Genomic DNA, 17,908 nt, shown 5'->3' with positions numbered 1-17,908 from the left:
AAATACCCTTACAGGGTTAGTGCAAACTGCGCGTTGAACGCGCAGTTATGATTGAAAAGCCTAACCCCCGGGGGTTAGCCGGTCCGGGGCGTGTTCCTGCCAGGCTTTCGCCAGCGCCAGCTTTTCCACGCGGGGCAGTTGTTTGATTGCATATTCGCGCTTCAAAGCCGCCTGCTTTGTTCCGGTAAATTCGAGATAGGCGAGCCGCACAGGCCGCCGGGGCTTGGTATATTTTGCGCCCGCGCCGGATTGATGGGCCGCAAGGCGCTTTTCAATATCGTTTGTCCAGCCGGTATAGAGCGTGCCGTCCGCGCATAAAAGCATATAGACGCAGGCCTTCTTTTCATTTTCCATCACACCACCGCCGCACATGCGAGCACAATGAGTTCCGTTATGCAGAGCAGGAATCCCGCGAGGTCGCCGGTCAGTCCGCCGAATTTGCCGTAACAGATGCGGCGGAAAATCAGGAACCAAAGGAAAGCCGCGGCAGAGGCGACGGTTCCCGCAAGGGGGGACAGCAGGATCATTCCCGCCATAGCCGCAATGATCCACAGGAGGCTCGCCGCCCGGACGGCTTTTTTTGAAGCGCCGTCTGCGAACGCATGCGCAAGCCCGGTGCTGCGCGCAAGGCGCAGCGAGACGATGGCAAACGAGGCATACCCCCGCGAAAGGACATAAGAAAAGCACAGTACCGGAAAGGCCGCCCCGCCGCTGGAAAGCTGTGCGGCAAACCCGAAGGAGAGCAGGAGGTAGGCCGCGCAAAAGATCACGCCGAACGCGCCCGTATGCGAATCCTTGAGGATTTCAAGCCTGCGCTCCGGGGACTGGTGCGAGCCGAGGGCGTCCCCCGTATCGATCAGCCCGTCGAGGTGGATGCCGCCGGAAAGGATAACGGGCAGCAGCGCCAGCACGGCGCTTTGCAGCACGACACCGAGCGAGGCCACGCCGCAAAGCCATGTCCACAGCCATGCCGCCGCGCCGCAAAGCACGCCCACCAGCGGAAAAAAGCACATGGCATACTTCATGGTGGACGAAGTCCAGCCGAGCTGGGGCATGGGCAGTATGGAATACATGGAAAATGCGGTTGCAAGTCCGCCGAGCGCTGGTTTCATGGCAGCAGGCCGTTCCTTTCGGGGATTGATGTTTCCTCCATCATACCATCGGCGGCGCAAAAAAAAAAGAGCGTGCGGCATCACACGCCCGGCGGTTTTTCCGGATGGAGCTTCAAAGCGTCGAAGATGAACACGTCGACAAGCTCGGTAACGTCGCCGCCCTGATAGACGGCCGTCCGGCTGGTAAGGACGGCAATCATTCCGTTCAGCAGGGTGGAGACAAGCCGCACGAGGGGAAGCCGCTCTTCTTCGGGAATCCCGCAGCGGCTGAAAAAATCCCGGGTTATCTCCCATTGGGCGGCATAACGACTCGTCGGGGCTGCCTTGATGAGCGGGTCTTCTTTTTGCTTTGTCAGCGGCGACATTTGAAGCAGGGTGTGGAACTGCGGATGCCTGACCATATAACGGAAATAGGCTTTGCACATCGCAACGTAAGGCTCCGCCGCATTGTGCAGGGAACGGGAAAGATAGGTCTGGACCCGCGAGGCGACACGGTCGCAGCATACGGAAATCAAATCCTGTTTATTCTCAAAATATTTATAGGCCGTGGCGTGCGTCACACCGCAGTCCATCGCTATTTTACGCAAGGAAAGACTTTCCACACCAACCTTTTCAATTTCACGGATTGATGCGTCAACCAGACGGTCTTTCAGGCTTTTTGTTCGTTTTACAACCATCAGGACGCTCCTTTTATAAAATTCTGCCAAACAGCAGGCGGAGCATGGAAAGCACCGTTTCGTCGCGGTTTTCTTCCGTTAAAAGGCCGCTGTGCAGGCTGTACTGCAGGCCGTTGATAAAACTAAGCAATAAAATTTGTCCTTCCGTGACGGAGGGGTCCTGTTTTTTCCCGGGCGGCCCGGACGGGGTCTTCCGGATATGCTCCATCACATGGCCAATCTTAAGCATGCCCTTCAAAAGAGGCGCGGGAAGGGTGCTGATTTTACTCAGGACCTTCAGGTTCGGCATTCCCGAATATTTTGCCAGGTAGGAAAGCGTCTCCCCGTCCGATTCAATTAAGTAGTAAGGCTCCCTGGTCTGGTTCAGCAAAATTTGCAGGTGATGCGGATATTTTTCAAAGAGCACCAGGTATGCCTGCGCAAACCGGTTCATTTTCACGGCAAAATCCGCCGAGTCCTTCGACAGGGCATCCATGCAGTATTCGGTAATCTGGCTTTCAATCTGGTCGCCGATTGCGCTCAGGAGTTCTTCCTTATCCCGGAAATGGTTATAGATCGCATGCGGGGTCACATGACACAGCTCGGCCATTTTGCGCATAGTAAGTTCATCCATGGTGTGCTCTTTCAAAAACTCGAGCCCGGCCTGGATCAGCTTGTCGCGTAATGATCCTTTTTTCGTGTCATGGCCTCTCAAAGCAAGCCTCCCGTTAATTCAGGTAACTCTGACCGATTAATTCCATATTATACAATATTCGTGTGCAAGTTACAATCCGAATTATAAATGAAAATGGCTGTGGGGCTTGTTTTTTTCTGCCTGGAAAGGGGAAAGGGCCGTACGCCCGGCGGATGGGAAAAGTGTTTACAACCAATAAAAAAGTTACCACTGTATATTGAAAATAATAAGCTGTTTCTATATAATACCTAATTAGGAAAGTATTATAACGGCAAAACCGCAGAAATACGGCGACGCAAAATCAGGGGCCTAAACTGGATTCAGCATGGCAGCCGATTGCCTTTTGAGTTTATCCAAAAGAAAATCCTAAGCGGAGGAAAACCATGCAACCGGCAAAAAACGGCCTGAAGAAAATCCTTTGTCTCATTCTCATATGCGCCTTTTTACTGGCCGCGGGCGCCGCGTTTGCGGCCAGCCCGGCAGACGATATCCCGGCGGAAGGAAACGGCGGCCCGCCGCAAAACACCGGCGCGCAAAGCACGGAAACGGAGGAAGCCGCGCCAAAGGCGGCAGTCTTTGCCATGCCCAAGGACGAGACAAACGATGTGGAACAGCTCGAGCTGCTGATACCGGAGCTATGGTATATCAATGGAGCGGGACAGGCCGTCCCCGTTCCAAAGACAGGCGGAAGCTTCGACCTTTCGGGCGTGCGGGCGGAAGACATCGGGGGCCTGCGGCTGCGCCTTGATTTCAACGTGCTCAAAAACGGGGAACAGCGCGGCATCAACGAGGGCGATACCTTCCGTTTTGAAATTCCGAATCTGTTTACCATCGCCGACACTCCCGCGCCGCAGGAAATGACCGGCCCGGGCGGCGTCACGGTCGCGGCCTACGAAATACAGGGCGGCGTGCTTACCGCGACGTTTGCGGCGATTGTCGACAACCCGGCGGCGGAGGACATCACAGGCGGCTGCGACCTCGATTTTTCGCTCAAAGACGGCGCGCTCAGCCAGGGAAGCACGACGGCGGTTACCCTTCCCCTGCAAAGCACGCCCACGGGAAATACGGGCGTGGAGGTGATTTTCCCAAAAATTTCCGTGCCGGACGGCGTGGAAAAATCCGGCGAATACGACCCACAAACGGGGCGCGTCACGTGGACGGTGGCCGTGGGAACAAAAACGCCGGGCGCGTCCATGGACGGATACAAGGTTACGGACACCCCGGGTGCAGACCAGGCCTTCTTCTCGGCGGAGGTCAAAAAAGGCGGCGCTTTTGAAGACATCCCGGCCTTTGCGGCAGACGGATATTCCTATGCGTTTCCCGCTGGCAGCAAGGCTCCGCAGACGCTGCGCATCGTGACCGAAATAAATAAAAGCGTTTTTACCGCGAGTTACCCGGCGGGGCTTCCGGTTGCCGCCAATACGGCGGAGCTTTCAAAGGACGGAACGCCCGCCCCCGCGGACGCGCAGTGGAAGGGCACGGGCGAGGTAACGGTGCCCATCGGGCGCGTCGATAAAACGGGACAGCAGGTAAGCGCCAATAAAATAGGCTGGACGGTCACGGCAAACGAGAACAAAATAGACGGAAAGGACGCTTCCAACACGATCCTGGACGCGGCTGTGGAGGATACGCTGTCCGCCGAGCTTACGCTCGACGAAGCCTCGCTTACGCTGAAAGCCGGGAACGGTACGGCGCAAAAGGTGCCCGTGAACCCTGCCGTGCCCGCCGCGCCCTACGCCACCCTTGACGGGAGCAACCGGCTCACCGTCTACCTGGGCGATATCAGCGGAAAATGTACGCTGTATTTTGAAACCTCGATGGAAAACGGAATAGGCACGGGCGCTGCACCCACGGTAGAAAACAGCGCGTCCCTCACGGGCCGCCTGCCCTTTGGCGACGGCGGCGCCGGATATCCGGTTGCGGGCAGCATTGGCCCCGTTAGCAGCACTTTTTCGACTGCGCATATCGTCAAAACCGCGGGCGCGTTCGACTACGCGGCGGGTGAGCTTTTGTGGACGGTGAAGCCTTCCGTGCGCATGGCGGGCTACGACCTGGCGGTGATTACGGATACGGTCCGGGACGACCAGCAGTATGTGGAAGGGAGCGTGCGCATCCTTGACGCGGGCAGGCCTGCGGGCGCGCAGGAGCTTACACCGGACGAGGTGGCGGGGATACTTGCCGTAAACGGCAAAGAGCTTACGTTCACCTTTGGCGATCCGGCGGTTGCGCCGAACCGCTACCTCGACGATATTACCATCGAATACCGCACGCGCGCCCTTAATTATTTCAAGGAAAACGGCGTTTCCCACAAATATGAAAATACCGCGAAGCTTACCGTAAAAAGCGGCGGGAGCGATTATACGGCGGAGGACACCGCGGACAAGTGGGTCACGAACCACCTGCTGCAAAAAACGGCGGCCTATGTGTTCGACGACGCGGGAAACAAGGGATATATGCACTATGAAATCATGGTGAACGGCGACGGAACGAACCTTGGCAGCGTGCTTGTGAGCGACGACCTCAGCGGATATGACGCGGCCACGCGCATCCTGGACCTTGACGGGAACGATATCACAAGCGAGTTTCCGGTGCCGCAGTGGCGGCTTGCAGAGGACAAATTCCGCGTGGAAAACATAATGGACGGCGTCGAGAGCATGCCCGGCCTCGGGATCGGCGAAGGGAAAACGACCTTTTCCGGCGGTGTGCTCCGCGTCCCGCTCGGCGACTTGCAAAAAAAGCATATCATCCATATCTATATGGAGCTGCAAAACAGGGACGCGTTCTTGAAACGGAATGTGGAGATCGTGACGGAAAACAGCGCCACGGCGACGGCGGACGAATTCACCTGCCCCGAAAAGACCTTTTCCGTGACGGCGCCCGGCCCGGCCCCACAGGATGCGTTTATAAACGACCTCGTGGATAAAAAGAGCATCCGGTACGATAAGGACGGCGTCCCGGCCGGCATATTATGGGAGGTGCGCCTGAATCCGAACGGCGCGGCGCTCGGGGAATGCGTGCTGGAGGATACCGTCCCCAAGGGGATGGAATTCGATTACGGCTCGGTGGAGCTTTACGTGAGCGCGCATACGGGCGCGGCGGTGAGCGGCGTGGGCGCGAAGGTCCCGGAAACAGGTTATAAAGTAGAAATCGTGAAGAACGCGGACGGCTCTTCGGCTATGAAGGTCGTCCCGCCCCAGGACGGCCGGGCGTATACGCTGCGTTACCAGACGAACATCACGGGGCCGGTCGCGGATACGAATGTGAAAAACAATGCCAGGCTCACGAGCGGCGGGGTTCTGCTTGCGGAGGATTACGCTGTGCAGGCGGTGGGCGGAAACGCGTGGGCGAACCTCACATGGAAAGCCGCGCACCAAATCTATAAATACGATGCGGACGCGGGCGAGGCGGTGCCCGTCCCGGGCGCGGTCTACGGCATTTTCCCGCACGGCGGCGCGGGCGGCGCTCCCCTGAAAACGGGCATGACCGATTCGGACGGGAAGATCATGTTCTGGGCGCTCGAACGGGATACGGTATACGACCTGAAAGAGCTTGCGCCACCGGAGGGCTACGCGCTCGACCCGGCAATTTACACATTCACCACATCGGCGGACGCTTACGATCCGGCGAAGGTGGTCCCCCAGGCCGTTTCCGAACAGCGTTCCGCGGTGACGGTGCGCATCCGCAAGGCTGACGCGCTCGATCCGTCGGCGGGGATTGCCGGCACGGTATTCACGCTTTGCCGCACCATGGACGGAACTGCGCCGGAAGGCGTGCCGGTTGGGTTTTCCGGTTCTCCCGGCGCATATACCTATACGGGGGCGGGCGCGGATATGGACGGAACCGGGCTGGCCACCGGAGGGGACGGCAGGCTGGTCCTCGATGGATTGCCGTGGGATGATTATTACCTGTATGAAAAATGCGCGGCGGACGGATACCTTTTGGATGCGGAAAAAAGGTATCGCTTCACTGTGAACCCGGACGGGACGGTTGCTTTTGACAGCGCCTCGGGAATATCGGCGGTGGGGACAGTGCTGAACGATCCTACAAGGGTGGAAATACTCAAGACAGACGAAAAGGGCGTGCCGCTTGCGGGGGCAAGGCTTGCCCTTGAAGACGCGCGGGGAAAAACGGTGGAAACATGGCTGTCGTCCCGGGAGGCGAAAATGTTTTCGGGAAGGCTCGCGGCGGGGGCGTCTTACACGGTGCGCGAGCTTTCCGCGCCGGACGGGTATGCCGCCGCGCAGCCGGTTTCTTTTACCGTGGGCATGGACGGCGGGCTCCAGACCGTTACGGTAAAAAATATAAAACTGGCCGCCGACGCCGGGACCCCGCCGGAGGGGGGCTTCACAAAGCCGGAGACAGGAACCGGCGACCCCCCGGATGTAACCGCCCCGAAGCCAACCGGCCTGAAGCCGGAAGATACCGCCGATCCGGGTACGGCCAGCCCTAAAACAGGCGACACGCGGGATATATCGCCGTATATCCCGGCGGCGGTCCTGCTTGCGGGGGGCATAGCCGCCCTGTTGGTCCTGGGGCAAAAACAGAAAAGATTTTCATGAAAGCTACCACTGTATATTGACTTTTGCTTTTCATGAACCTAAAATAATACTCATATAGCAGTAACCAATGTATACAAACGGGAAGCCTTTGTAATGGGCAAAGGCATGATTCCTGTTGTCTATTGAAAGGGGAAGAACAGATGAACAAAAAAGAACTGATTGGCAGAGTGGCGGAAAAGACGGGGATTATGAAAAAGGATGTCGAAGCCGTGACGGAGACGATTCTCGAGGAGATCAGGGAAACGCTTGCCGCAAACGGGAAAGTGCAGCTGATGGGGTTTGGCGCGTTTGAGGTAAGGAGCCGCGCCGCGCGTAACGGGAAAAACCCGAGGACCGGGGAGGCAATCCGTATGCCCGAAGTAAAGCTTCCCGCCTTCAAAGCGGGAAAGCTACTGAAGGATGCGGTCAGGTAACGGGGTGCTTTAATCACATTTATATATTAATTTATCGGAGGTATCATTCATGAAAAAGTATGTTGCGGAATTTATCGGCACGTTTGTGCTGGTACTGTTCGGCTGTGGCACGGCGGCGCTTTCGGGCGGCATCGGCGGCGTAACCGGAATCGTGGGGATCGCGCTTGCGTTCGGCCTTTCCATCGTTGCGATGGCGTATTGCATCGGGAACGTCTCGGGCTGCCACATCAACCCGGCGGTGTCCTTTGCGATGCTGCTTTCAAAGCGCATGAGCGGCAAGGATTTCGTAGGCTATGTGATCGGCCAGGTGCTTGGCGCGATCGCGGCAAGCGCGGTGCTGATGGCCATCGTAAACAGCGCGGACCTTGGTGGCATCGCCGCGACGGGCCTTGGCCAGAACGGCTTCGGCGAAGCGTCGGCGGTCGGCCTTTCGATGGGCGGCGCGTTCCTGGTCGAGGTGGTCCTCACGTTCGTGTTTGTGCTGACGGCAATGGGCGTGACGGCCTCGGAAAAGATGGGCTCGGTCGCGGGCGTCGTGATCGGCCTTACGCTGGCGTTCGTGCACATCATGGGCATCCCGCTCACAGGCACGTCCGTCAACCCGGCCCGGAGCCTTGCCCCCGCGATCTTCATGGGTGGGCAGGCGCTCGAGCAGGTATGGCTGTTCATTGTGGCCCCGCTTCTCGGGGCGGCAATCGCGGCGCTTGTGTGGGTATTCCTTGTGAAAAACAAGAAGGAAGAGCTTGCATAAAAAGGTTCAAAGCAAAACGGGGAGCCCTGTGCTCCCCGTTTGAGCTTGTCGAAAAAGTCTCGCCGCTACGCGGCTGGACACTTTTTCGAGATTACGGCGGTTTTGCTGTCAGGCTGTGCATGACGGCCGCAAAACCGCCATATGAGCGGACTTGCGGGCGCACATGTCGCCTTTGTACCCCAGGGTACCCTCTCTTCCGGCGTTACCACGCGGGAATTCACCTTGTCCGCGGTTATAAATGAAGGAGCCTTGCCCTTTGACAATCCTTCTGAAAGGTTTTTTGACAGTCTGGAACGGGGAGCCCTGTGCTCCCCGTTTTTTTGTCTTGGCGGAAGCCGGGATTTTTTAAGCAAAGCCCTTCCTGCGCCGTTTCCATATCCCGAGGAGGAGCACCGCAAACGAAACCGCGCCAAGGACCGCAAACGACAGGATGAGCGGCCCGGGATCGTATGCCCCGCCCTGCCAGAAACCGGCAAAGTCGTTGCCGATATACGTCATGGGAAGGACGCCCGCAAGGGCCTGCACCCCGCCGGGCAGGCGGTTTACCGGCACGCCCATCAGGCCGCAGATAATCATTAACCCGAAATACAGGGTCATGGTGACGGCATAGGTCGGCCCGAATTTGCCGAACAGCGCGGCGGCGCCGTGCGCCAGCATGAACAAAATAACTGCCAGCAGGTATATGGAAGCGGCCAGCAAAAGGGCGCTTCCCGCCGCAGGCGTTTCGATATCGAGAATCAGCATATCCGCAATGGTGTAGACGGCAAGCGCCGCCGTCATAAATATAAGGTTCGCAATCATTTTCGCCCCCAGCAAGGCGCCCTCCGAACAACCAAACAGCCGCAGCCACAGGGGAATTTCTTTTTCGAGCTCCTGTGAATAATTTGCGGCGTAGCCGACAAGGAGGGTCGCCATCGGCACAATCAGGCTCATCGAAATAAAGACGCCCGTTTCAAACGCGGGAACCGCCTCCACGGGCATATCGCCCGCAAACGCCTTTGAAATGAGAAGCGACATCAGGATGGGAAAGGCGACGCCGAAAAAAACGGAAAACCAGTTTCCCGCCGCGTTGCGCAGTTCATAGCCCACAAGGCGCAGGGTCAGCTTTTTCATAGGGGTTCACCTCCCGAAAGCACGTTGCTGTAAAGGATTTCAATATCCGTGCCGCTCCGGCGGTAGTCGATGTTTTTCCCGGTGAGGAGCGCCGTAAGCCGCGCTTCCTCCGCCTCGTCCGCGCAGGGAAAGGCAATGAGGTGCGCGGGCGCGGAAATTGTTTTCAGGTGCGCGGTCAGCGCACGGTTTTTGTCATTGGCCGGAATGGTGACGACGGCCCGCCCGCAATAACGGCGGAACAGCTCCTCCGTCCTGCCGAACGCCGCAACCCGCCCTTTGTCCAAAATCAGCAGCCGGTCCGCGAGGCGCTCCAGCTCGTCATAATAATGCGAGACGACCACAAGGGCGCTTTCCTTCCCGCGATACCATTCGCGTATTTTTTCCATCAGCTTCTGCCGCGTTTCAAAATCGAGGCCGGACGTTACCTCGTCGAAAAAAGTCAGGGGCGCGTCCTGGTACAGCACGAGAATGATGGTCAGGCGCTGTTTCTGCCCGCCGGACAGCGCGGAAAATTTTTTGCCCATGCAGCCGCCGAAATCAAAAAAGTCAACCAGCCCGCGCAGCGTTTCGTCCGTCCTCACATCAGTGTTGAGGACGGCGGAAATAATGTGCTTCACCGGCATTGTGTTCACGTAATTGTTCTGCTGCATATGTACGGCAATATCCTGCGGGCAAAGCCTTGTGCGGATGCGGCCCTGGTAGGGGACAAGGCCGAGCACCGCTTTTAAAAGCGTGGTCTTTCCCGCGCCGTTGGAGCCGATAACGCCGACCCGGTCGCCCGCGCCGATTTCAATGGGCTGCTCCACAAGCAGGGCCGTTTGTTTCCCGTATTGCACCCGGAGCCTGTCGATTGCCAGCATGGCGTTTCACTTCCTTTCGCCCCCAGTATAGGGCGCAAAAAAAGCGCTGTCTATGCGTTTTCGGCAAGACGCTTTTTTCCACCGGGTAAGCGGCAAAAAAGAGGGGATATGATGCACCGCCGGGCGGGCTTACCTGCCCCTCCGGTGAAAATCACCCCCGGATTTTCCTGCGGTTTCAAGGAATCCGGCAAGGGGCGGGGAAAGGTATTTATCCTTATGGTAAACGGTGTAATTGGTATTTTTCAGCTGCATGCCGCGGATATGGATGCGTTCGAGTTCGCCCGCCGCAAGCTCCCGCCCGATCAGCACCTCGGGAAGGATGCTGACGCCAAGGCCGCTTTTCGCCGCCGCCGCGAGCGCCTGTGAATCCACGCTCGTCCACGCAGGCCTTGCGGCAAGGCCGTGCAGCATCATCGCGCTGTCGAACAGCTCGCGTACAGAGCTGCCCTTTTCCCGCAAAAGCAGGGTTTCGCGCGCAAGCGCGGACGGGGAAACGGAACGTGGGCCGGGGTAAGAGGGCGCGCATACGGCGACAATGGTAAACGAGGAAAACGGACGCGCGACAAGGCGGCTGTCCGTCACCGCGCCTTCGATCAGGGCCGCGTCGATCTCGTTGGCGAGCAGCCGTTCCGTGTTATAGCGCGCGGTATCCACGCTTACGGTCACGGGCGTAGTAAAGGCCGCGGAGAAGGCATGCAGGATATCCGGCAAAAACACGTTGGCAATGGTAATGCTCGACCCGATCCGCAGCGGCGACGCAAAATCGAGCGCCCCGGGGCTCCGCTCGAGGTCGCCCATCAGCTCCACGATGCGCGCGGCCTTGTCATAAAACGCCCGTCCGGCACCCGTAAGGTGGATTTTGCGGGAGATGCGGTCAAACAGCACGCATCCCGTTTCCCGTTCGAGCTCGGCGACGACATGCGATACGGCAGGCTGGGTCATATACAGCCGCTTTGCGGCACGGGTAAAACTCATTTCCTCGCACACGGCGCAGAAAATGGAAAGCTGGCGCAGGTTCATGGCTCCCCCAATACATTACTATATATTTATGGATTCAATAAAATAATAGCATTTTATTTATGATGATGCAATTTATATAATAAAAGTATGGAAGAGAAAAAAATATCGCTGTTATGGCTGTTTGGAATCAATTTGTTTATCAGCGCCTTCACGTTCGGGGGCGGCTATGTCGTCGTGCCCATGATCCGCAAGTATTATGTGGAAAAAAAGAACCTGTTCGGCGAAAAAGAGCTGATGGACCTTGCGGCGTGCGCGCAGTCGTCCCCCGGGGCCATCGCGGTAAACCTCGCGGCGGTCACGGGCTATCGTGTGGCGGGGAAAAAGGGCGTGGTCATCGGCTGCATCGGCGCGGTCATCCCGCCGCTCATCATCCTGACGGTGATTTCGTTTTTTTATGCGGCGTTCAGTGAAAACCAGGTTGTCCGCGCGGTTCTCCGGGGGATGGAGGCGGGCGTGTGCGCGCTGGTTGTGGATGTGGTGCTCGATATGGGGCGGGCGGTGTTCCGCGAGAAAAACCGCCTGCTGAATGTTTTGCTGCCCGCGTCGTTCGTGCTCGTGTTTTTCCTGCAAATCAACGTGGTGTTTGTGATTGCAGGAAGCGCGGCAGTGTCGCTTATTGCGGGCTTTGTCTCAAGGAGGAGGAAACGCGATGGAGCTGCTACTTAGCCTGCTCTGGAATTTCCTCCAGGTGGGATTGTTCAGCTTTGGCGGGGGCTATGCCACCATTCCGCTGATCCAGGAATATATTGTGGAAACACAGCATTGGCTCAGCTATAACGAGCTTACGGACATCCTGACCATTTCGCAGATGACGCCCGGCCCCATCGCGGTCAATACGTCAACCTTTGTGGGCACGCGCATCGCGGGCCTGCCCGGGGCGGTGGCCGCCACCTTCGGATGCGTGATTTCGGGGGTGCTGATGGCGACGATCCTCTATCACCTGTTCCGCAAATACAGCGGAATCCAGGGGGTGACGGATGTGCTCGCCGGGCTTCGCGCCGCATCAGTCGGGCTGATTGCCGCTTCCGCGTGCACGATTTTGCTGATCGCGCTCACCGGTTCCTCCGGGCTTGGCGAGGGCACGCAGGTGAGCCTTGCCACCGCGTGCGTTTTTGCGGGGATGCTGGTGCTGCTCCGTAAATTCAAATGGAGCCCGATGCTCGTCATGCTTGTCTCGGGCGGCATCGGGCTCCTGCTCTTCGGCGTATTCGGCCTGTAAACAGCCCGCCGGTCAGGCGACGGCCTTCACCCTATGGTCGCGCACCACATCCCCGTTGCGGAAGATATTGCACAGCAGGCCCAAGACTATGCTTGCGTAAATGCTGGAATAATTGGCATTTAAAAATGGAATTGCGCGATAGGTGTTCGGTTGTTTTTGCGGTTCTATGGCTCGATGACCGTGATGGAAAGGCCGCGTTTGCGGGCATAGTCCATGGCGTAGGCGGGCAGGCCGCCGTATATGCCGTTCGACACGGCGATCAGGTGGGAGGAACGCTTTATCATGAAACGCTTTTGCGCGAGCAAACAGCCGTTTGTTTCCTCGTCCTGGAGGACAATGCGCTTGTCGGCGCGTTCAAGGATGCTTTGATATTGCTCCCGCGCCTTTTTGGGCCAGTCCTCCGCCTGGCCGGGATAAGTAAGGACGCAGGCAAGCCGTATAGAGGCGCAGAACTCCTCCTTCAATTCAAGGACGGCCTGCGCGCAGAGCAAATCCGCGCCCTGGTCCATGCCGCACAGGAAGGTGCGGCAATGGTCGTGCTTCCTTTTTTCGACGATGGCGGAAAGGATGCGTTCAAACAGGAAGTCGCGCCGCAGGCTGCGGCACGTCATGGAAAACGGGAGCCTTTCCGGGCCGGGGCCCGCGAAACAGCAGGTATATTTTTTCATGTTAATTATCTCCTAAATCACTTATTATTCTATATACGGGTACATTTACCCTGATTATAAATAAAAATAACCCGGTTTTGCAATGATAATATTTGCAAAGAGGGTAAACTAATGAAGAGATTAAGGAAATTACGAATTGAAAAAGGCTATAATCAGGAACGGATGGCGATGGAGTTGAATGTCTCCCAAACGACTATCAGCGCATTTGAAACTGGCGAACGCCAGCCTGACAGTGAGATGATAATTAGAATCTCGAAATTTTTTGATGTATCGACTGACTATTTGTTGGACTTATCTGATGCACGCAAGCCATTGACTTCCCGTGATTTATCAACAGAAGAAGTAAATCTGGTTTATCTTTATCGCAAACTGAATAAAACAAATAAAGAAAAAGTGATTTCTTATGCGCAAGGCGTGGCGGATCAATAGGAAGAAATAATATTCTTGGAGGAAAAATCCGTGTTGAAATTAAAGGTGCTGGATTTGTTAAAAGAAAACGAAATGACAAAATACGCTCTTTATAAACAACTCGGTATGAGTTATCAAAATTTCAGCAATATGATTAATAACCAGACAAAGTCAATTCGTTATGAAATGATAGAAACACTTTGTGTAATTTTTAAGTGTGAACCGAATGATTTGTTTGAATATGATTTCAATCAGTAAAAACCACATTATAGATAATCTTTTCAACAGGGAAAATGTCCGGCCTTTGGGTGGGAGCGGCACTGCACAAAGCAGTACAGGTATCCTGCTTAGAACTCCACCCCATTAAATATATTCTTTTTTTATTGATTCTATAGCCGGGAAACTTTTTATAGCTTCTTATAGCAGGCATAGGAAAAAAGCACCCTTTCCGCAAAAATGCTTCGCATTTTGCCTGTTGGGAGAATCCTACGCCCTTAATTACCTTTGATTTACTTCGTCAGCATGTCAACGGCTTCATCTTTCGTGGCAACAAAGAAAACATCTTTACCTTTATTGCTTTCATAGATAAAGTCTCTGAGGGGTTTACTTGTGTAGTGCGAATAATCGCCATAGATTGCAATTCGCCCGCCATAGTTTATGTATTTCTGCAAAACTTCCCCCGCAAGGCCGCGGCTGAGAATAAAGAAATCTTCTGTAATGAGTTCCTTGTTTATTACAAGGTTTTTGGTGCCTGCTTCATAGTTCGCCGTCATCAATATATCAAGTGCGGACTGTGCGTCGGTGATTACCACAGCATCACTCTCAATGACAGCACACGCTATGCTGTTCTTTGTTACCGAATGAATTCTCATTTTTGTCTCCTTTGTTGCCGCCAGCTGGATGGTCACAGGTTTTCCAGGATACGGATATCGTTTTTGACGATAAACTGGTCCTCCTCGGGAGGCACGCCGGTCATCAGCGAATTAAACGCAAGCTTCACCGCTTCATAGCCCTGGGCGAACGGCTGCTGGCAGATCGTCGCCTGGATCAGCCCCGCGCGCATCAGTTCTTCGGTCTGCGGGATATGGTCGAAGGAAACGATGTGCAGCCTGCGTTCCGGCAGGAAAGACTGCACGGCGCGGCACACGCCGTATACGCCGGCCGCGGCGAGGAAAATTGTGTCGAGCTCGGGATAATCCGTGAGCATCTTGCGCGTGCTCTCGAATCCCACCATATCGTCGTCCTCCGTTTCCATGATGGATAAAAAACGAAACTGGGGATATTTTTTATACATGACGTCCAAAAATCCGTTGATGCGCTGCTTGTGCCCCAAAATGTGCACCGAACCCGTAAGGATACCCACGTTTGCCACGCCGCCGGTAAGCAGCCCGAGCATGCCGCAGGCAATGCGCCCGCCCTCGAAATAGTCGCTGCCCACATAGCACAGGCGGCGGCAGCCTTCAATATCCGTATTGAGCGTATACATCTGCACGCCGCGGTCGGAAAGCGCGTTGATTTTTTCCGCGACAGCCGGGTCGTTGATGGGGTTCAGGATCAGGGCGTTTACGTCTTCGCCCATTGCATCCATGGCCGCGAGCTGGGCGGCGACGTCATAGCCTTTTTGGGTGCGCAAACCCACCTTCACGCCATAATCGTGAAGCTCGCGTTCCGCTTCGTGCACGCCGCGGATAACCTCGCTGAAAAACGGGTTGCCCTCGCTCGCCAAAAGCACGCCGATGCTGTATGATTTTTTGCGTGCGGCAAGCGCCTTGCCCGCACGGTTGGGCGTATAGCCCACCTGCTGCGCGATGCTGCGCACCAGCCGTTCCTTTTCCGGGGACACGTGCCCCCGGCCGTTCAGGACGCGGTCCACCGTGCCGCGTGAAACGCCGCTCAGTTCGGAAATTTGTTTAATTGTCGCCATGATTACACCGAATCCAGATACAAATTTTATGTGCACGAGCACATATTCTATAATTTTATGATAATGCTTTGCACCTTTCCTGTCAACAGGCATTGGAAACAAAGAAAAAAGCATTGACGGGAGCAAAATGCAATGGTATTCTAAAAGTAACGGGCGTGTGCTCGTGCACAACAAAACAGGTATTCAACTTAAAAATGAATTTCAAGGGGGGAATCACAATGAAGATTCAAGAGGTCGCCTCACCGGCTTTCCGCAAATACGGAAGGATCGTCAAAGGGATTGATTTTGATGAACTTATGAAGGCAATGGAAAGCACGCCTGCGCCGGACGGGGTGGTTTACGAGCCGAGCGTCCCGCAGCTTGAGGCGGTCGGGGTATTCGCCGAATTGCGCGATTCGGTTTATGGCGGACTGCCGATTCAGGTCGGCTATTGCAACGGGGACAACCACACGCTCAACGCCCTCGAGTATCACCGTTCGAGTGAAATCAATGTCGCGTGTACGGATATGATTCTTCTGATCGGCATGCAGCAGGATATCGACCCGGATACCTTTGCGTATGATACGTCAAAAATGGAAGCGTTCCTCGTGCCCGCGGGCACGGCGGTGGAGGTCTACGCGACTACGCTGCATTACGCGCCCATCAGCTCCGGCGGAAAATTCCGCGTGGTGGTCGTGCTGCCGAAGGAAACAAACGAACCGCTTACGTTCACGCCCGGGAAGGAAGGGGAGGACGCGCTGCTTTTCGCACGGAATAAGTGGCTGATCGCCCATCCGGAAAGCGGCCTTGACAAGGACGGCGCGTTCATTGGCCTTACCGGCGAAAATATTACACTATAAATTATATATAAGATATAAGAAAAAACTATTTTGGAGGTCAAAGTAATGGGTAACAACATTCCTGAAGTAAAACTTGGCGTAATCGCGGTCAGCCGCGATTGCTTTGTCATCTCGCTGTCCGAACGCCGCCGCGCGGCGGTAAAGGACGCCTGCACGCAGAAAGGCATCGACCTTTTTGAAGCAAAAACCACCGTTGAAAACGAAACCGACATGCAAAAAGCGGTCGCGGAGGTAACGGCGGCAGGCTGCAACGCGCTGCTCGTATTCCTTGGCAACTTCGGCCCGGAAACGCCGGAAACGCTGATCGCGAAATATTTCGACGGCCCGGTGATGTATGCGGCGGCAGCCGAGGAAACGGGCAAAGACCTGATTAACGGCCGCGGCGACGCATATTGCGGAATGCTGAATTGTTCATACAACCTCGGCCTCCGTAACCTCAAGGCCTATATCCCGGAATATCCGGTGGGCACGGCGGAAGAAATCGCGGATATGATCGCGGACTTCGTCCCCGTGGCGCGCGTGCTGATCGGCCTTGCCAACCTCAAGATCATTACGTTCGGGCCGCGCCCGCAGGATTTCTTTGCCTGCAACGCGCCGATCAAGCCGCTGTACGACCTCGGCGTGGAAATCCAGGAGAATTCCGAGCTCGACCTTCTGGTCGCCTACCGTGCGCATGAAAACGATCCGCGCATCGGCGACGTTGTGAAAGACATGGCGGACGAGCTTGGCATGGAAGGCAACCAGTATCCCGACCTGCTGCCCCGCATGGCGCAGTTTGAACTCACGCTGCTCGACTGGGCGGAGGAAAACAAGGGCGCGCGCAAATATGTTGCGTTTGCGGATAAATGCTGGCCGGCGTTCCCGAAGGAATTCGGTTTCGAGCCCTGCTATGTAAACAGCCGCCTTGCTTCAAGGGGCATCCCGGTGGCGTGCGAAGTGGATATTTACGGCGCGCTGTCCGAATACATCGGCGCGTGCATCACGGGCGACGCGGTCACGCTGCTTGACATCAACAACTCCGTTCCGCGCGATATCTATGAAGAGGATATCAAGGGCAAGTTTGACTATACGCTGAAAGATACGTTCATGGGCTTCCATTGCGGGAATACGCCGTTCTGCAAGCTCGCCAAGGGCGCGGCTGTGAAATACCAGCTGATCCAGAACCGCCTGCTTGAAAACGGCGGTACGCCGGACTTCACGCGCGGCACGCTCGAAGGCGATATCGCCGCCGGGCAGATTACCTTCTACCGCCTGCACGGCGCGGCGGACGGCACGCTCCACAGCTATATCGCGCAGGGCGAAATCCTGCCGGTTGCGACGCGTTCGTTCGGCGGCATCGGCGTATTCGCCATCCCGGAAATGGGCCGCTTCTACCGCCATGTGCTGATCGAGAAGCACTATCCCCACCACGGCGCGGTCGCGTTCGGCCATGTCGGCAAGGCGCTCTTCAGCATATTTGATTACCTGGGCGTGAAGGATATTGCGTTCAACCAGCCGAAAGGCATGCTGTACCCGACGGAAAATCCGTTCGCGGAATAAGCAAAGCTGTTTAAAACCAGACGGGAAGCCGTGCAATCCGGCTTCCCGTTTTTTGTGTAAACGCGCGCAAAGCGGATGGGAAAGCCTTTTTCTTGTTTTCGAGACTTCAACTAAATATAGTGCTCATTTATTT

Annotated in this window: 19 protein-coding genes and 1 riboswitch; of the genes, 9 read left to right on the top strand and 10 right to left on the bottom strand. The window is 56.0% G+C overall.

Features of this window, described 5'->3' with window-relative positions; genetic code table 11:
• Window positions 1-60 precede the first annotated feature (60 nt).
• The 4 genes from BBD38_RS05105 to BBD38_RS05090 all read right to left on the bottom strand — a co-directional run bounded on the left by BBD38_RS05105 (window position 61) and on the right by BBD38_RS05090 (window position 2,483).
• Window positions 61-354 carry a GIY-YIG nuclease family protein gene (locus BBD38_RS05105; RefSeq protein WP_066685358.1) on the bottom strand — a complete coding sequence of 98 codons (294 nt, stop codon included), beginning with the start codon at window positions 352-354 and terminating at the stop codon, window positions 61-63.
• On the bottom strand, window positions 354-1,112 hold the full coding sequence (locus tag BBD38_RS14660; RefSeq protein ID WP_066685356.1) for an adenosylcobinamide-GDP ribazoletransferase: 759 nt from the start codon (window positions 1,110-1,112) through the stop codon (window positions 354-356). The genes BBD38_RS05105 and BBD38_RS14660 overlap by 1 nt, the downstream gene beginning before the upstream one ends.
• 80 nt (window positions 1,113-1,192) lie before the next feature.
• The gene (locus BBD38_RS05095) at window positions 1,193-1,789 is read right to left on the bottom strand and encodes a TetR/AcrR family transcriptional regulator (RefSeq protein ID WP_066685354.1); all 597 of its coding nucleotides are present in this window, start codon (window positions 1,787-1,789) and stop codon (window positions 1,193-1,195) included.
• A 13-nt stretch (window positions 1,790-1,802) separates the two neighbouring features.
• On the bottom strand, window positions 1,803-2,483 hold the full coding sequence (locus BBD38_RS05090) for a TetR/AcrR family transcriptional regulator (protein WP_066685352.1): 681 nt from the start codon (window positions 2,481-2,483) through the stop codon (window positions 1,803-1,805).
• A 239-nt stretch (window positions 2,484-2,722) separates the two neighbouring features.
• Window positions 2,723-2,806: riboswitch (cyclic di-GMP riboswitch) on the top strand.
• A gap of 39 nt (window positions 2,807-2,845) precedes the next feature.
• On the opposite strand from BBD38_RS05090, the gene BBD38_RS05085 reads away from it, so the two are divergent.
• From BBD38_RS05085 to BBD38_RS05075, 3 genes are all read left to right on the top strand, one after another.
• A complete protein-coding gene (locus tag BBD38_RS05085; RefSeq protein ID WP_066685350.1) occupies window positions 2,846-7,021 on the top strand; it encodes an MSCRAMM family protein in 4,176 nt (1,391 codons plus the stop codon).
• Window positions 7,022-7,161: 140 nt separating this feature from the next.
• Window positions 7,162-7,434 carry an HU family DNA-binding protein gene (locus tag BBD38_RS05080; protein ID WP_066685348.1) on the top strand — a complete coding sequence of 91 codons (273 nt, stop codon included), beginning with the start codon at window positions 7,162-7,164 and terminating at the stop codon, window positions 7,432-7,434.
• A gap of 25 nt (window positions 7,435-7,459) precedes the next feature.
• Window positions 7,460-8,185: an MIP family channel protein gene (locus BBD38_RS05075; RefSeq protein ID WP_268873178.1), complete on the top strand. Its 726-nt coding sequence runs from the start codon at window positions 7,460-7,462 to the stop codon at window positions 8,183-8,185.
• Window positions 8,186-8,530: 345 nt separating this feature from the next.
• Here the strand turns inward: BBD38_RS05075 and BBD38_RS05070 are convergent, their stop codons facing one another.
• The 3 genes from BBD38_RS05070 to BBD38_RS05060 all read right to left on the bottom strand — a co-directional run bounded on the left by BBD38_RS05070 (window position 8,531) and on the right by BBD38_RS05060 (window position 11,178).
• Window positions 8,531-9,298, bottom strand: coding sequence for an ABC transporter permease (locus BBD38_RS05070; protein ID WP_066685346.1), 768 nt, complete (start codon window positions 9,296-9,298; stop codon window positions 8,531-8,533).
• Window positions 9,295-10,158, bottom strand: a complete 864-nt coding sequence (locus tag BBD38_RS05065) for an ATP-binding cassette domain-containing protein (protein ID WP_066685344.1) — start codon at window positions 10,156-10,158, stop codon at window positions 9,295-9,297. The genes BBD38_RS05070 and BBD38_RS05065 overlap by 4 nt, the downstream gene beginning before the upstream one ends.
• Before the next feature lie 129 nt (window positions 10,159-10,287).
• Window positions 10,288-11,178, bottom strand: a complete 891-nt coding sequence (locus BBD38_RS05060) for a LysR family transcriptional regulator (RefSeq protein ID WP_066685343.1) — start codon at window positions 11,176-11,178, stop codon at window positions 10,288-10,290.
• 87 nt (window positions 11,179-11,265) lie between these two features.
• On the opposite strand from BBD38_RS05060, the gene BBD38_RS05055 reads away from it, so the two are divergent.
• Entirely contained in the window at window positions 11,266-11,844 is a 579-nt protein-coding gene (locus BBD38_RS05055; RefSeq protein WP_066685341.1) for a chromate transporter, read from the top strand.
• Window positions 11,828-12,397: a chromate transporter gene (locus BBD38_RS05050; RefSeq protein ID WP_066685339.1), complete on the top strand. Its 570-nt coding sequence runs from the start codon at window positions 11,828-11,830 to the stop codon at window positions 12,395-12,397. Before BBD38_RS05055 ends, BBD38_RS05050 begins: the two co-directional genes overlap by 17 nt.
• 164 nt (window positions 12,398-12,561) lie before the next feature.
• Here the strand turns inward: BBD38_RS05050 and BBD38_RS05045 are convergent, their stop codons facing one another.
• Window positions 12,562-13,065 (bottom strand): SLOG family protein, encoded by a 504-nt coding sequence (locus BBD38_RS05045; protein WP_066685338.1) that lies wholly within the window; start codon window positions 13,063-13,065, stop codon window positions 12,562-12,564.
• Between the two features lie 111 nt (window positions 13,066-13,176).
• On the opposite strand from BBD38_RS05045, the gene BBD38_RS05040 reads away from it, so the two are divergent.
• Both BBD38_RS05040 and BBD38_RS15175 read left to right on the top strand, forming a co-directional pair.
• The gene (locus tag BBD38_RS05040; RefSeq protein WP_066685337.1) at window positions 13,177-13,494 is read left to right on the top strand and encodes a helix-turn-helix domain-containing protein; all 318 of its coding nucleotides are present in this window, start codon (window positions 13,177-13,179) and stop codon (window positions 13,492-13,494) included.
• Window positions 13,495-13,524: 30 nt separating this feature from the next.
• Window positions 13,525-13,731: a helix-turn-helix domain-containing protein gene (locus BBD38_RS15175; protein ID WP_066685438.1), complete on the top strand. Its 207-nt coding sequence runs from the start codon at window positions 13,525-13,527 to the stop codon at window positions 13,729-13,731.
• 251 nt (window positions 13,732-13,982) lie between these two features.
• Here the strand turns inward: BBD38_RS15175 and BBD38_RS05030 are convergent, their stop codons facing one another.
• Both BBD38_RS05030 and BBD38_RS05025 read right to left on the bottom strand, forming a co-directional pair.
• Entirely contained in the window at window positions 13,983-14,345 is a 363-nt protein-coding gene (locus BBD38_RS05030) for a DUF4180 domain-containing protein (RefSeq protein WP_066685437.1), read from the bottom strand.
• 32 nt (window positions 14,346-14,377) lie between these two features.
• On the bottom strand, window positions 14,378-15,490 hold the full coding sequence (locus BBD38_RS05025; RefSeq protein WP_207644632.1) for a LacI family DNA-binding transcriptional regulator: 1,113 nt from the start codon (window positions 15,488-15,490) through the stop codon (window positions 14,378-14,380).
• A 125-nt stretch (window positions 15,491-15,615) separates the two neighbouring features.
• On the opposite strand from BBD38_RS05025, the gene BBD38_RS05020 reads away from it, so the two are divergent.
• Complete coding sequence (locus BBD38_RS05020) at window positions 15,616-16,236, top strand: DUF4867 family protein (RefSeq protein WP_066685431.1); 621 nt, start codon at window positions 15,616-15,618, stop codon at window positions 16,234-16,236.
• Window positions 16,237-16,281: 45 nt separating this feature from the next.
• Window positions 16,282-17,775, top strand: coding sequence for an L-fucose/L-arabinose isomerase family protein (locus BBD38_RS05015; RefSeq protein ID WP_066685336.1), 1,494 nt, complete (start codon window positions 16,282-16,284; stop codon window positions 17,773-17,775).
• Window positions 17,776-17,908: the final 133 nt, after the last annotated feature.

Origin of the sequence: Christensenella intestinihominis (genome assembly GCF_001678845.1) — a bacterium.
Taxonomy (GTDB): domain Bacteria; phylum Bacillota; class Clostridia; order Christensenellales; family Christensenellaceae; genus Christensenella; species Christensenella intestinihominis.
Note: the sequence above shows the minus strand (reverse complement) of the source record. Positions and strands in the feature narration are given on the sequence as shown.